Here is a 14,368-nt window from a genome sequence, read left to right as displayed (position 1 = left end):
AATCCGCTCATATTCAATCTCATCTATTCCGATTCAAATAACCCTTCCGTTCGATTATATTCCTCTAAACTTTGCCAATCGGGAAAAGTTTGACGGAATCGCTCGCTTACGTCCTCAACTTGGCTGAGCATTAAAACAAACGTTGAGTCCCAAAAAATCAATTCACACATAGCGTCTGGATGCTGAATACGGGGTGATTCAATCCACAAATCGCCATTCCCGTTTGCGAACGGATGGACGATTAGTTCGTTTAACGTGATGGACGTCTCTCGTTCAAACGCCGTGAACACTCCCCATATGACGTATAGGTTTGTGTGCTGGACAAGTTCGAGTAGACGTTCACCTTTTATCCAGTAGGCCGTTCCCTCCTCAAGTTCTTGAATCTCTTCGAAATACTTCAACGAGTCATTCGAGATTACGGCGTCGAGGTCCGTCACCAGCCAATTATAGTTGGTGACTTGTAAACAAAGAGCATCCATGACTTCTTGAATGGAAACGAATCGCTCGATAATCGTATTCATGTCAATATTACCTCATTTTCCAACAACCATCTGAACCATCTGCCGTGCCCGTCCGTCTCCGCAATCGTCTGCTCTCGTTTGATACCGTTCACGTATTCGTCCAGATGCAAGTCTTTGTCTTGAATATTGTTATAAAGATGAAAAACGTCTCTCGTCTGACCGATTTCTTCGACCACGTTCAATAAGTGTTTTTTCATGTCGATCGTCATCTGATTGGCTACGTGCGTGTGGAAGATGCATAAGGTGCTTCCTTCTGGAATGCTCCCGACAAGGCCGCTCAATCGACTGATCCCGTCGCCTTCGATGAAGTCGATCGGCTGCTCGCCAATATAGCTCGACGCGCGCTCGAACATCTGTAAACGTTCCTCATGCTCTGGCCAAATCAACGACTTGAGCCATACCCGCTCTGCTTCATTATTTAAATCGACGATGTTCAAATCAAGTCCGATACGTGTTGCGACCGGAGCGGGTGCTGACGAGAGCGGCGGTGTCAGCTCCCCGACGAATTCTGAACGAATATGTAGCCGGGACTGCACCTCTCCGAACACTTCCTCTGTCCCATATGAATATGCATACTGGTCCCACAACAGTTGTAAGCCGGCACTTGTTCCAATCTCAATCAATGCCAGTGGTTTTCTCGTTTTATGATAAATGTAACCAAAAGCGGGATATAAGTATGCACACCTTCGGACTTCGTTCGTCTGAACGCGTTTCGAACTTAAGATAGACTCGATTTTATTTCGATACGTGAGACAAAACGATTTGAACGACTCGAACGATTCGGTTACGGGCTTAGCGTCGCGCACTATACTCGGGTAGTAGTCTGTTAGCGGGTGGTCGTACCCTTGCATCAGCAAGTAATGGACCGCACCGAACAATAAGTTCGGGACCGGTTGGCCTTCCTTCGCCACGCTACCGATTTTAAGCAACTCGTCGTCCTTTGAAATATATAGCGATAACGATTCATAGAGCGGGCTCGAGTCCCGGCATTCTCTCTCAGCAAACGTCGCAAACTTTTGAGACAATTTAGATGTCGTCAAATCAAATCCTCTCCTCACACGTGTTTCATGCATACTACTTCCCGTGTAAGTCATGAGACTCCTTTTTATCCATACAAAAAAACGGCACCGTATTCACGGTACCGCCCGATCTTACAGCCAGACTGGTAAAGAAAAGAAAACGAGGAACAAGACGGTCAAGACACCGACGACCGGACTGAGTGCCCGATAGCCCTTCTTGAACAAGACAATCATCGTATAGGCGATGAAGCCGAGCCCGATCCCATCGACGATGGAATACGTGAACGGAATCATGATGATGACGAGAATCGCCGGGAAGGCATGCTCCCAATTGTCGAGCGGGAGATGCTTCACGTTCTGGAACATCATCATACCGATGATAATCAACACCGGCGCGATTGCCGTCACTGGGATAATCGCGAACAGTGGCAACAACAAGAGCGAGACGACATAAAGGCCTGACGTCACGAACGAGGCGATTCCGCCCCGTGCCCCGACCGAGATGCCAGCCGCGACCTCGACCGTCGAGACGGTCGGGCTCGAGCCGAACAGTGCACCGGCCATCGTCGACAGTCCTTGCGCGACGAGCCCTTTCGGTGCGTCCGCATCCTTATCAATCGCCCGTGTCTGGTTCTGAATCAAGCTGATATTCTCAATCAGCAAGACGAGCGTCAACACGCCGACGGCGACGAGGAAGAGCGGCGACATCGATTCGGTGAACGAGACACTTCCGAATACGGTGCCGAACGACTCGAAGAACGGTGTGAGCGCGAACTCACCGGTCCAGTCAAGCGTGCCCATGACGGCGCTCAAGCCGACGCCGAACGCGATCGTCCAAAGGAAACTGCTCGGTCCCATCTTCAAAAAGAGCAAGATGGCGACGAAGAGGGTCAAGAACGCGACCTGTACCGACCGTTCCCCGAGGTCTCCAATGTGAAGCAGAGCCCCACCGCCGCCCGAGACGATCCCCGCCGCCTCGAGTCCGATCAAGATGAGGAACAGGCCGAGTCCGACCGTCAATCCGTCATGAATAATCGGTGGGAATGCGTTCGCAAGTTTCCTCGCCACCTTCGTCACCGTCAACAGGACGACGAGCGCCCCTGAGACGAACGAGACAGCGAGCGCGCCTTGCCAGCTCAGCCCCATCTGCAGGACGAGCGTGTACGTGAACAACGCGTTGATGCCCATCCCTGGTAACAGGAGCAGCGGCAAGTTGAACAGCCCTGCGATGAACGTTCCGATGATGCTTGTCAAAATTGCTCCGACGAGCGCTCCCTCGAACGGGAGTCCGGCTTGTGTCAAGATTGCCGCGTGAACGGCCGGGATGTATGCTGTCGCCAGAAAGTTCAGCACGCCCCCGTATGTTTCTGTTTTCCATTCTGTTTGTTTTGCCATAGGAATCAATCCTTTATTGGCACCCTCACCCACCCATGTGGTTATACACACGAGGTAAATTATATCCTGTCTGACTTCTGACATGCAAGCGAATGTTGACTCAAATCCATCTTTCGACCCAATCGTGAGACCTGCTCCGCCTAAAGCTTCATTTTGTAAAACAAGAACAAACGTTCTTGTTTTTAGCATCTTTTTTGAAGAGAATCTGCTATAATGAAGGAGCAGGTTAACGCAGCAATAGTGGGGTCAGCCGCCAAGTCCACAATGGAGGAAGGCGGTGGTGCGGATGGAACAGCTATGGACCTGGGTCGGCGATTACGTAATCCTCCCGATCCTCGCTCCGATTATCGTTCACTTGGTAATCCACCAAACATCCAATCGTGCAACGTCTGAACGCACAAAAAAATGACCCCCTCGGCGCAATGAGATGGGTCACTTTCTGATTCACTAACCATTGTGGCGGCTGGGACCACTCTTAAAGTGGTAGCCTGTAAGCCAGAGGCCGGTGTATCGAGCACCGGTCTCTTTCTACTTGCATCATACCACATTTGTTCCCGGTTTTCAGTAACAGAAACACGAAAATGATGAATTTGACGTGGCGACCGACCATCCGGGTAATGAGTTCCCCCTCCACCTTTCAGTGTCTGCATACAAAATGAAACACTACATCGATTTTAGATTTCATTTAGACCTTCTTTAAGATTTCTTTAGAACTGGTTACTACAATGAAGACAGTTCAAATTCTTAGGAGGTTTTTTATGTATAATCAAGATTATTCAGTCATGTTCACGATCGAATCAGGGGTCGTGCTCATCCCGCTCGCAATACTCGGACTGATCACGTTACTCGTCTGGTCGTTTCGGAAGTCACATGTGAAAGCTGCTCAACTTATTTTGCTTCTCACATTCGGGATATATCTATTAGGTGTCCTCCACTTCGTCTTCTTCCCGATCGATGTCAATTTAGGAAAATACGCGAACCAAGTCCCATGGTGGAGAACGATTAATTTCATTCCGATCTTGACCATCGACTTGTACTCGTTCGTCCTAAATGTCGTGATGCTTCTACCGTTCGGTTGTTATCTCCCATTCTTAAAACCGGCGATCACCAAAAAAGAAGTATTGAAATTAGGATTCCAATTCAGTCTCGTGCTGGAATTGACGCAACTGTTGGTGCGGACGACGTTAGGTAGTGGACGAAGCACGGATGTGAATGATTTGCTGGCGAATGCGCTCGGCACACTCCTCGGATTCTTACTCGTTCGATTCGTCGTCCAATACGCGCCGTTCCGACGCATGTATCAAACGTTCCAACTCTAAATCGCAAGGGAGTTTCAGGCATGACAAAAATCTTGTTAGTGGACGATGACGTCCAAATCGCTGAACTGATCGACGTCTATATAAAGAATGACGGATACGAAACGACGATGGCGACCGACGGGGAAATGGCGCTCGCCTTGTTCGACAAAGAGCCATTCGATTTAATTATTTTAGATTGGATGATGCCGCGGATGGACGGGCTCGAGTTTTGTAAACAAGTTCGCCAGACGAGTCATGTCCCGATTCTGATGCTCAGCGCCAGAGTGGGTGATTTCGATAAAATTCAGGGACTGACGACGGGCGTCGATGACTACATGATCAAACCGTTCAACCCGCTCGAACTGATGGCCCGTATTAAAGCGTTGTTGCGCCGTTCAAACTATAACCGCCCCGTCGAGTCGTTGTCCGTGCAAGCTGGACCGTTCTTCATTGATCGAGCCCGCCATACCGTCACGATGCAAGATCAGACGATTCGATTGACGGCGCGGGAGTTTGAGATTTTATACCTATTGGCGAAGCATAAAGGTCGCGTATATAGTTCTGAAGAGATTTTTGAGGCGGTGTGGCAAGAGGACGGCGACGGATCGAACCAGACCGTGATGGTGCATATTAGCAACATCCGCGAGAAATTGCATGCCGTCGTACCACATGAAATCATTATACAGACGGTATGGGGAGTGGGGTATAAAATTGAGACATAACGTTTGGCGCGTCATTACATTCATTCCCGTCTGGAAGCGCCTGCTTTATATAGGGATTGCTTTAGGGGTCGCCACATTGAGTGGGGCGCTCTTATTGCCTGTCGTCTGGTATTATGAAGAATCGTCCCGCTTTGTGGAGAGCCTTCTCATCGTCCTTTCGTATTTCCGAGAAGGTGTATTCGTCGTCTTCTACAGTCTGATCGTGCTGTGTTGTCTCGCATTGATCTATCAGTATGAGCGTAAACGTTACTTAGAGTTCCATATCCATCGTATGACGTCACTCGTAACGGCCCTCCATGCAGATCGTGACGCGGTCGCACAGCCAGTCCCGCCTGAGTTAGACGAATTGATGACAACGATCCGTGCCATCTCGGACAGTGCGGTACAGGCAGAGCATGACTTGCTTCAAGCCGATCGCCTGAAGCATGAGCTCGTCACGAACGTCGCGCACGATTTACGTTCCCCACTCACATCCATCACAGGATATCTTGACTTGATTCATAGCGACCGTTACCGGGACGAGGTCGAGTTGCGGCATTACATCCAAGTGATTCATGAGAATGCGACCAATCTAAAGGGCTTGATTAACGATATCTTTGACTATACGTTTTTGCAAAACGATCGAATCGTCCTTCAAAAGAACGAGGTGCGTCTCGATGAATTGCTCAATCAGCTCATCACACAGTCGACGTTACGGCTCTCAGAAGTTGAGATGGAAGCAAGATTTAAATCGGTAGCTGATCAGCCTGTTGTCGAGGGTGACGCGTTGAAGCTCGTACGCGTGTTTGAAAATATATTCGAGAACGCGATGCGTTACGGTCGAGACGGAAAGTACATCGATACGTTCATCGATGATACGGAGGACACGGTTCTCATCAAAATGACGAACTATGGCGAGGAGGCCATCCCCTCACGTGACATCCCCTACGTGTTTGAACGATTTTTTAGAGTGGAGAAGTCACGGTCGCACTACACCGGCGGATCGGGTCTCGGTCTTGCCATCGCGAAATCCATCGTAGCGTTGCATGACGGAGAGATTCGTGTGAGTAGTCAACCGGGCGAGACGTCGTTCACCATCATCCTCCCGAAAAAAGCTTATCCTCCCGTTCAGCAGAAAGCATGACACGTGTCATGCTTTTTTTTCATTGGATGCACATGTAGAAAGAGCGACGGAATCGCATATTGCGATGTCGTCGCTCTTCGGTCAATCGTTAGCCTGATGTCTTCATCTCTTTTTCGTTCGGGTAACGTGAGAACCAGTCAAGCATGGCGTCCGCTTCTCGTTTCGGGATGTCTTCGATCGACTCGATGGACAACAACCCACCGCGCGTCGACAAGACGACGTTACATAGACCAAAACGACGCTGCAACCAGGACTGGGTCACGTGAATCTGTTCGATGCGGGGTTTGTCCGTCACGAACGAGCGCACGTTGAACGCCCCCGTCCGTAATTGGATGAATGCCCCGTTCCGCGCATAGCGGGTCGTATAGTAGCTGAGTACACGCCCACCGACGATGAGTGCCCACAACAAGAGGAGCCACCACGCGTATTCGCGGAAGAAATAGACGACAATCCCGGTGACGATCACACCGAACCAGCTGATGCGCATCAGCTTGATCACAAGCGAGCGTTTCGGCAAGCGATGGAGCGTGTCGGCCCAGGCGAACTGGCTGAAGTGTTCGTTCAGCACCGCCATCGCCTTATCCCGTTTGACGAACGGGAGAATCGTCGACGACTCGTCTTTCAATTCGTCCATCGTCCCGGCCGCGACGAGTTCGACACCGATGATGTTGAACCAGCGCCGGATGAACGTCTCTTTGATCCGAATCGCTTGAATCTTCTCGTACGGGATCTCTTTGGCCGACCGGTTCAGTAAGCCTTTCTCGACCCGGATGCGGTCGCCCCTTCGTTCGAGGACGAAGTTCCCATACTTTAGGAAGTTGATCACCGTCCCGATGACGACCGACAAGAGCAAGATGGAGAGGATGAGCACACCGATGGCGATCACCGAGGCACTGATGACCCAGTCCCCGATTTGGTCGAACGTGCCGTCGAGGTTGATGAAGTCGTCGATGTACGTGATGATCGTCGAGGCAACCGGGAAGATGGCGAACACGGACAGCGACGTGAGCGAGGCAATCAAAATCTCGCGGGTCGATAGCGTATATAGCCGAACGCCCGGCGGTTTCTCGATCGTCAAGGTTTTCTCCGTGACTCCGTCTTCTGATTCGCTCGGCTCGGTCGAGGCCTCGAGCCGTCGACGTCTGGATTGGTCGAGCACGTCCTCGAGCCGTTTCGCCTCACTCGGGAAGACGCCTGCGAGTTTGAACGAGGCGTCATCACTGTTCGCATTCGTATCGAATGTCAATTCGACGACGCCGAGCAACCGGTAAAAGAACGGGCTGTTCGAATGGACGCTCTGAATCTTATAGAGCGGCAGCGACTTCTCTTGCTTCATCCAGTTCCCTTCGATGACGTACATCGTCTTCTCGTCCAAGGCGTACCGGAAGTTGCGCCAACCGAAAAACTTTTGCAGCAAATCGAACCCGATGAACAGGAGCACGGCGACGCGAAGGATGATGCCAAACGTCGTCTCCCAGTCGTTGTTCAAGACGAACAAGATGACAATCGGGATGGCGAACGACTTTAACATGTCGACGATGCGTAGGACGAGCACCCGTGTCGGAAGCCGATGCCACGTGAGCGACGCTTCGGTCATACGACATCCTCCTCTTCGATGCGGGCGTAGACGGTGATCTGTTCGCGGAGCGTCTTCGCGAACGATTCTTCGATCGCATAAATCTCATGCGATCCGCCCGCTGTGCCGATCGTGATCGTCTGAAGGCCGAACTTTCGAAGGAGCGGTCCTTGCTTCGCATGCACGTATTGCACTTTCGTCATCGGAATCAAGACATCATGTGTCGTGATAATGCCGTGATGAAGTCTGATCTCGAGCGGTTGGACGAGATACGTGAAGCGCTCCTGTTTCCACTTTTGGAAGACGATGATGTCGACTAGGCTGTAGATGACCGCAATCGCCAGTAACCCATAAGCGGTGACTTGGAGCCAACCTGGCCAGTCAAACCAGACGGCCGCGAATACGAGCGCACCCGTGATGACCAAACCGATCACATAGAAGATGGCACTCGATAAGCGGAACACGGTTCTCGCCTCGACCGGCAATGTACCGCTGATGGGTGATGCTGTTTCAATCTCTGACATTGGTGTTTCCCCCTATCCGTTCGGACGTTCGTCCGTCTCTCTCTTTAGTATACGCCGTTTTGTTGAAAGAAGTTTCAACTCGATGCTGGAAAAGCGGCCAATTGTTTGTTGATTAACTGGAAACGGTGCACATCCTCAGGCATGACTTCGTCGACGATGGTCGTTAACGCTTCGTGAGCGGAACGTTTTAACGCATCCGTGATTCGCCCGGTCAGCTTGATTGAAGCGAACGCACTTGCGAGGATGACGACGTCACATGCGAAGCGGTCCCCGTTTTGCATCCAGTCTTCGGGCGTCGAGATGTCTTCTTCAAGCCAGTCCGATAGAATCGCATACGCCCCTTCCAAAAAATCGAGGTCTCGGTCTTTTCGAAGCGCTTCTCCAAACATATCGAGGACATCGGCCCCTTCATCGCTCCCGAACGGCGCGAATTCGTCCGTGCAGTCCAAATAGAAGTCTTCTTGGAAATGTAGCATGAACGCCGGGTGGGCCGTCAGCGGATGCGGCCCAATCTCCGGGTCGTCGACGTAAAGATGGGTGTCCCAGTCGTACTCGACCTCGACGTACCCTTTTTTCAGTTTTTGACGGACGAGCTTGTCCGCTTCTTTCTTGCACGCTTCTTCCGTATCGAACGATTTCAGCTGGACTTTCCCGATTGTGCCGCGTTTTCCGTATTGGACGACGAACTCGTCCGTGCCGACACGGATGTTCCAGAATTTTGTGGTGTGTTGTAAGAAGGTCTGCATCTTGTTCTCCTTATGTAACGACATAGCTTAAGTATACAAAAAACCGCTCGAGAGCGGTTTAGTCTTCAAAGAACCACTTCTTGCGCGGTTCTACTTTCAAGTTGTCGCCATGTTTCTTCATCTCGGTGATAAGATAACGTTCAAGCTCGTTCATCGCCTTAACCCAGTCCGTCATCGTCGCGACGAGCGGGACGACGGTCAGAATCAAGTCTTCCTCTTCGTCTCGCATCTTCTCAATCATCAGCTTGGCGAAGTCGAAGTTCTCATGGATGAGGTCCTCTTCCCGATCGATGATGTGCTCGTTCTCGAGTTCATACGCTGAGAATAGGCGCTCATGTCGTCTGAGCAAATGGCGTACATGTCGCAACAGTTCTTCTTCGAGCTGAGGTGGCAAATGTTCGAGCGTCAGAAAATCGTCATGCAGTTTGTCGAGCACGTGGATGGCGGCACTGTTCGTGTCGATCATCTTCGACTTCAAGACGGCTCGGCGATAAATTGGTGTCTTCTTCTCGAGCCAGCGATTCGCTTTAATCTCTTCTTCGAAGAAATCGTACGTCGTCTTCGAGCCTCGATGTTTTTTCTTCGTTTCTTCGAGTGATTCGAACGAGGAACGCCCTCCGTCCGTCTCGGAGAATAGACGCGCGATGCGGACGGCCATTTGGAACACCGTCGTAATCTCGTCCTCGAGCTTCCGTTCATAGCGTGGCGGGAACAACAGTGCGTTGACGAGAAGCGCGACCGTGATCCCCATCATGATGAGTAAGTATCGTTCCCCGGCGAACATCCAAATCGGCATGTCCGATTGGCTCGCCCCTTCCATGATCAAGATCGTCGTCAAGATGACGGTCCGTGTCGTCGACTCGAGATTCAAGAACAAAAGAATCGAGATGGCGATGATAATGACGACGCCGATGGCAATCGGGGTCGGGTTCGGCGTCAACAGTAACGAGAAGACGGCAAGTAGCGCCCCGATCAAGTTCCCCTTCATCTCTTCTAAAAACCGGAGTCCCGTCTGATAAACGGACGGAAGTAACGCGAGCGAGGCGGCGAGCGCCGGTACAACGATTTGTTGAAACTGAAACGCCTCGGCGATCAATAACACCAAGGCGACCGAAATCCCGGTTTTGATGGTTCTAGCTCCAAATCTCATGCGGTGTCGACAGCGAACTGTCTTCCTCCCTTTTACACGTCTTGTTTTTTTGTATCCTTCTTGTCACGCGTTCAAACATACGAACAAACGGAGCCGTCAAGCGCTGTTTCGAGAGCGCTTCCGTGGTATGATGGCGGTGGATATTTTCTTTCATCTTGATGGGGAGGGGTTTACTTGTCAACCATTGCTTTATTTGGAGGGAGCGGCCGCACGGGGATGCGGTTGCTCGAGAAATTAGTAGAAGCCGGTCATGAGGTGCGACTCTTGTCACGTCGACCGATTGAATCACGCGAAGGGGTCACCGTCATCGTTGGGGATGCGACTGATTCGAACGCGGTCACGGAGACGGTGAAGCATGCGGACGTCGTCTTTTCAGCACTCGGCACCGACAAGCAAAACGTTCTGTCGCGCTTCACTCCGCTCGTGATTGAGGCGATGCGAGAAATTGGTGTCACCCGTATCGTCACGGTCGGGACGGCCGGAATTTTGCAGGCACACGACACGGACGCGTACCGTTTCGAGACACGCGAATCGAAACGGACGATGACGACGGCTGCCGAGGACCATGCCCATGCGTATGAGTTGCTCCGCGACTCAGATCTCGACTATACGGTCGTCTGCCCGACGCAATTGATTGACGAGCCGTCAGATGGAGATATTGTCATCACACCAGACGAACTCGGGACGCTTCATTCTGGCCCGATTTCACGCGATGACGTCGCCGATCTCGTCGTCAAGGCGTGGGAAGAAACCAACTATATTGGGCACCGCGTCGGGATCACGACGGAGTCACGATGAGGGGATGAAAACTTTGAACGAACAACACCTGCGCCTCGCGCAATTGACCGACCTGTTTGAGACGCAAGACGAGACCGATTTGGTCCGTCTTGCCCGGACGGCACTCCGTAAAGTGACCCGTGACGAGATTTGGATTGCCGTCTGCGGTCACTTCTCTGCCGGAAAATCAACCCTGCTTAACAACTGGCTGGGGGACGGCGTCTTACCGACGAGCCCGATTCCGACGAGCGCCAACATCGTCACGCTTCGAAGCGGTGCGACCGGCGCCTCGGTCGCCGTCAACGACACAGACTGGATTCAGCTCGGGACCGATGAACTCGAACGTTTGAGTGACTTTTGTAAGATTGAAGAGATCAAAGAGGTCGAATACGCCCTACCCCGTTTCCCGTTCGGCGACGACGTCGTCTTGATGGACACACCGGGCATCGATTCGACGGACGAACGCCACCGTCAGGCGACGGAACGCTCGCTCTTCCTCGCAGACCATTTATTTTTCATGATGGACTACAACCACGTCCAATCGGAACAGAATATCCAGCTCATGAAGCAGTTCAGCGCCGAGGGTCGTCCGTATTCAATCATCATCAACCAAATCGACAAGCATGAGGAGAGCGAGCTGTCGTTCTCGTCGTTCAAGCAGACGCTCGCGGCAGCGTTCGCGCACCACAATATCGAGCCGGATGACGTGTTCTATATCTCGCTCCGTGAACTCGACCATGTGGAAAACGAAGTGACACGGCTACGGTCATACGTCGAACACGTCATCGCCACAGCACGGGACAACCGTGTTGAGAGTGCCGAGCAGTTGACGGACACGCTCCTTGCACGTTCGGAACAGACGTACGCCCGTTCACTCGAGCAGCTACCGCCTGTGGAGAAGCACCCGACCGAGATTCAGGCACGCCTGCAGCGACTCGAGAAAAAACATGTCTGGCTCAGCGCGTTCCGCCGCGAGTTCTTCCGCCACCAGGCCCCGATCGTCGCCAGCGCGCCAATCATGAACTATGAGTTCCGTGAACTGTTGCGGGACTATTTGGAAAGCTGTGCCCCGACGTTCAAGGTCGGCCTGTTCTTCTCGAAAGACAAGACGCGGCAAGAACGGACACGCCGTGAGGAAATCGCCGTCAAAGAGTTCAATCGCCTGCTCGACACGAACTTGCGCCCGCACTTAATCAAATACGCGGAAGACATCATCCGTGACTTGAAGTTGCCAGAAGCGATGCTTGCCCGACCGGACGCGTTGCCGGAAGCACCGGCAACGCTCATCACCGACCAAGTGAAAAGTGGTGCCTCGCTCAGCGGAGATACGGTCCTTCAGTTCAGCCGGGACATCGAGTCCGCCGTCGCCGCCTGGGTGACGAAAGCGTCCGACCCGTGGGTGGCGTCGGTCGAATCGTACCTTGAGACAGATGGTGCGGATCGACTCGCTCGAATCACGACCGAACAAGACTCACTTTACGACATGTTGGACACGCTCGGTACGAGACGTCGCCTGCTGGAACGACAGACTGCACTTCATGCCTACACGGAACGCGCCTTGACGCCGGAACGCATCGAAGCGCTCGAAGTCCGTCACTATGTCGATGTCGAGCATTTACCGAAACAACAAGTTGCCCAGCAACAGAAAGAAGTGGCACCGACGACAGTCTTGGATGATAATTTGGCCGCTTTCTTATCTGATTTTTCATATGAGTATACGGTATGTGAAATATTAGAAAGTCATCCGTTATTCACGTCCCGCGTGAGGTCGCTCCGACGCAAACTTGAACGGGCCGAAGCTGAGACATACACGCTCGCCATTTTCGGCGCGTTCTCGTCCGGTAAGTCGTCGACGCTGAACGCCCTGCTCGGCGAGACGGTGTTACCGACGTCACCGAACCCGCTCACCGCCTCGATCACGAAGATCGTCCCGCCGCACGGTCGAGCGCACAAGAGTGCCACGATCACGTTCAAATCGCGCGAGGAACTCGAGACGGAGCTAAACAGTTATGGGACGACACTCGATTCACTCGCACTCGACCATCCGTTCGTGAACGCGGTGAAAGATGCCCCACTCCATCACCTCGGAACATCGGAGACGGTCGATTACGAGACGTTCACCTCGTTCGTCACGGAAGAAACGAAGAGTTGCATCGTCAAAGAAATCGAGCTGTACGTCGACTCCCCTTGGGCTGAGCGCGGCATCATCTTTGTCGACACGCCAGGCGCCGACTCGCAGTTCAACCGACATAGCGAGGTCCAATTCGGCTATATGCGTGACGCCGATGCGGTGTTGTTCGTGACGTATTACAATCACGCCTTCACCGAAGCCGACCGTGAACTCGTCATCCAGCTCGGACGTGTCCAAGGGACGGGCGACCATCAGATGTTCTTCCTCGTCAACGCCTCTGACTTAGCAGCGGACGAGACGGAACGGGATGCCGTGTCCGACTACGTGGCCCAGCAATTGACGAAGCTCGGCGTGAGACACCCTTCCGTGTTGCCGATCTCGAGCCGAAACGCCATCCATGGAAAGGACGTTGGGTTCGACCGCTTCGCAGAACGGCTCGCTCAGTTCGTCGACCACGACCTGCGCCAAGCGAACGCGCTTCGCATCAAGGAAGAGACGGCCGCACTCCTCGCCTCGTTCGAAGAGGTCGTCCGGGAGGCGGACGCCGACGCGAGCGTCAAAGCGAAACGTCGCGAACGGCTCGAACGGTTACAGGACGGGCAAATGCTCCCGGTCACGTCCCTTGACGCACCGTTCGCCCGGGAAGTGAAAGAACTGCTCGCCCACCTCGAGACGCGGTCGCTCCTTCGTCTGTCGGACTTCGTCAAGGAGACGTTCCATCCGGTCGAGGTGGACGGCTCGAAGGCGAGTCTAGAACGCGCCCTCGTCCGGACGCTCGACAAGTATGCCTATGACGTCCATCAAGAGCTTCAAGTGTTCCAGTATCGGCTCGAGAAGTTCTTGAAAAAAGAGACGGCCCGGCTCATCGCGCAAGAGACAGCGAAGTTGCGTCCACTGTTGCCGACGTTCGCGTTCGACGAGGACGTGACGATCGACTGGCTGCGTGACACGGTCGAGACGGTATCGTTTGACCAAACCGCGTTCCGGCCGGTGTTGAAACAGTTCAAGAACACGAGCCAGTTCTTCGAAGGGGACGGCCGGACGATGCTACGTGACGACTTGAGCGCGCTTCTGCGCCTCGCAGTCCGGGAACAGCTCGAAGCGATCGGTGCCAGAGAAATCGAACGGACGTCGCGTGCACTCGTCGGACTCGAGGAAAGTCTCAGTACCGCGTGGAACGATGACGTGCGTGAACTCGTCTCCGGTGAGCTGCGCGTCCTCACAGACGGACAGTCGTTCACCGACATGAGACGGCGCCTGGAAGCGCTCGGAAAGGAATGAACGCATGGGCTCTTTACTGCTTGTCGGCCTGATTCCGGCCGTGATCATGACGATCGCGCTCGGATTGTTCATCCGACATTTATACCTGAACAAAGAATGAAACAA

12 protein-coding genes are annotated in these 14,368 nt (G+C 52.9%); 5 read left to right on the top strand and 7 right to left on the bottom strand.

Features of this window, described 5'->3' with window-relative positions; translation table 11 throughout:
- Positions 1-23: 23 nt before the first annotated feature.
- The 3 genes from DI14_RS05845 to DI14_RS05835 form a co-directional block, all read right to left on the bottom strand.
- Positions 24-521: a hypothetical protein gene (locus tag DI14_RS05845; protein WP_034806476.1), complete on the bottom strand. Its 498-nt coding sequence runs from the start codon at positions 519-521 to the stop codon at positions 24-26.
- Entirely contained in the window at positions 518-1,561 is a 1,044-nt protein-coding gene (locus DI14_RS05840) for a DUF2332 domain-containing protein (RefSeq protein WP_034806474.1), read from the bottom strand. The genes DI14_RS05845 and DI14_RS05840 overlap by 4 nt, the downstream gene beginning before the upstream one ends.
- Positions 1,562-1,672: 111 nt before the next feature.
- Positions 1,673-2,935, bottom strand: a complete 1,263-nt coding sequence (locus DI14_RS05835; protein WP_034806472.1) for an NCS2 family permease — start codon at positions 2,933-2,935, stop codon at positions 1,673-1,675.
- A gap of 758 nt (positions 2,936-3,693) precedes the next feature.
- Between DI14_RS05835 and DI14_RS05830 the strand changes: the two genes are divergently transcribed.
- The 3 genes from DI14_RS05830 to DI14_RS05820 are packed head-to-tail and all read left to right on the top strand — an operon-like array spanning position 3,694 to position 6,078.
- The gene (locus tag DI14_RS05830; RefSeq protein ID WP_034806470.1) at positions 3,694-4,254 is read left to right on the top strand and encodes a VanZ family protein; all 561 of its coding nucleotides are present in this window, start codon (positions 3,694-3,696) and stop codon (positions 4,252-4,254) included.
- A gap of 20 nt (positions 4,255-4,274) precedes the next feature.
- Positions 4,275-4,955 carry a response regulator transcription factor gene (locus DI14_RS05825; protein WP_034806468.1) on the top strand — a complete coding sequence of 227 codons (681 nt, stop codon included), beginning with the start codon at positions 4,275-4,277 and terminating at the stop codon, positions 4,953-4,955.
- Positions 4,945-6,078, top strand: a complete 1,134-nt coding sequence (locus DI14_RS05820) for a cell wall metabolism sensor histidine kinase WalK (RefSeq protein ID WP_034806465.1) — start codon at positions 4,945-4,947, stop codon at positions 6,076-6,078. The genes DI14_RS05825 and DI14_RS05820 overlap by 11 nt, the downstream gene beginning before the upstream one ends.
- 88 nt (positions 6,079-6,166) lie before the next feature.
- On the opposite strand, the gene DI14_RS05815 is transcribed toward DI14_RS05820, so the two are convergent.
- The 4 genes from DI14_RS05815 to DI14_RS05800 all read right to left on the bottom strand — a co-directional run bounded on the left by DI14_RS05815 (position 6,167) and on the right by DI14_RS05800 (position 10,026).
- Positions 6,167-7,675, bottom strand: a complete 1,509-nt coding sequence (locus DI14_RS05815) for a PH domain-containing protein (protein WP_034806455.1) — start codon at positions 7,673-7,675, stop codon at positions 6,167-6,169.
- The gene (locus DI14_RS05810) at positions 7,672-8,178 is read right to left on the bottom strand and encodes a PH domain-containing protein (protein ID WP_034806452.1); all 507 of its coding nucleotides are present in this window, start codon (positions 8,176-8,178) and stop codon (positions 7,672-7,674) included. Before DI14_RS05810 ends, DI14_RS05815 begins: the two co-directional genes overlap by 4 nt.
- A gap of 74 nt (positions 8,179-8,252) precedes the next feature.
- Complete coding sequence (locus DI14_RS05805) at positions 8,253-8,924, bottom strand: WGR domain-containing protein (protein ID WP_051622591.1); 672 nt, start codon at positions 8,922-8,924, stop codon at positions 8,253-8,255.
- 58 nt (positions 8,925-8,982) lie between these two features.
- On the bottom strand, positions 8,983-10,026 hold the full coding sequence (locus DI14_RS05800; protein ID WP_231557606.1) for an aromatic acid exporter family protein: 1,044 nt from the start codon (positions 10,024-10,026) through the stop codon (positions 8,983-8,985).
- 222 nt (positions 10,027-10,248) lie between these two features.
- Between DI14_RS05800 and DI14_RS05795 the strand changes: the two genes are divergently transcribed.
- Positions 10,249-10,872 carry an NAD(P)-dependent oxidoreductase gene (locus tag DI14_RS05795; protein WP_034806449.1) on the top strand — a complete coding sequence of 208 codons (624 nt, stop codon included), beginning with the start codon at positions 10,249-10,251 and terminating at the stop codon, positions 10,870-10,872.
- A gap of 4 nt (positions 10,873-10,876) precedes the next feature.
- Positions 10,877-14,263, top strand: coding sequence for a dynamin family protein (locus tag DI14_RS05790; protein ID WP_034806446.1), 3,387 nt, complete (start codon positions 10,877-10,879; stop codon positions 14,261-14,263).
- Positions 14,264-14,368: the final 105 nt, after the last annotated feature.

The sequence above is a fragment of the Exiguobacterium sp. AB2 genome (assembly GCF_000696055.1).
GTDB classification, from domain to species: Bacteria; Bacillota; Bacilli; order Exiguobacteriales; family Exiguobacteriaceae; genus Exiguobacterium; species Exiguobacterium alkaliphilum.
Note: the sequence above shows the minus strand (reverse complement) of the source record. Positions and strands in the feature narration are given on the sequence as shown.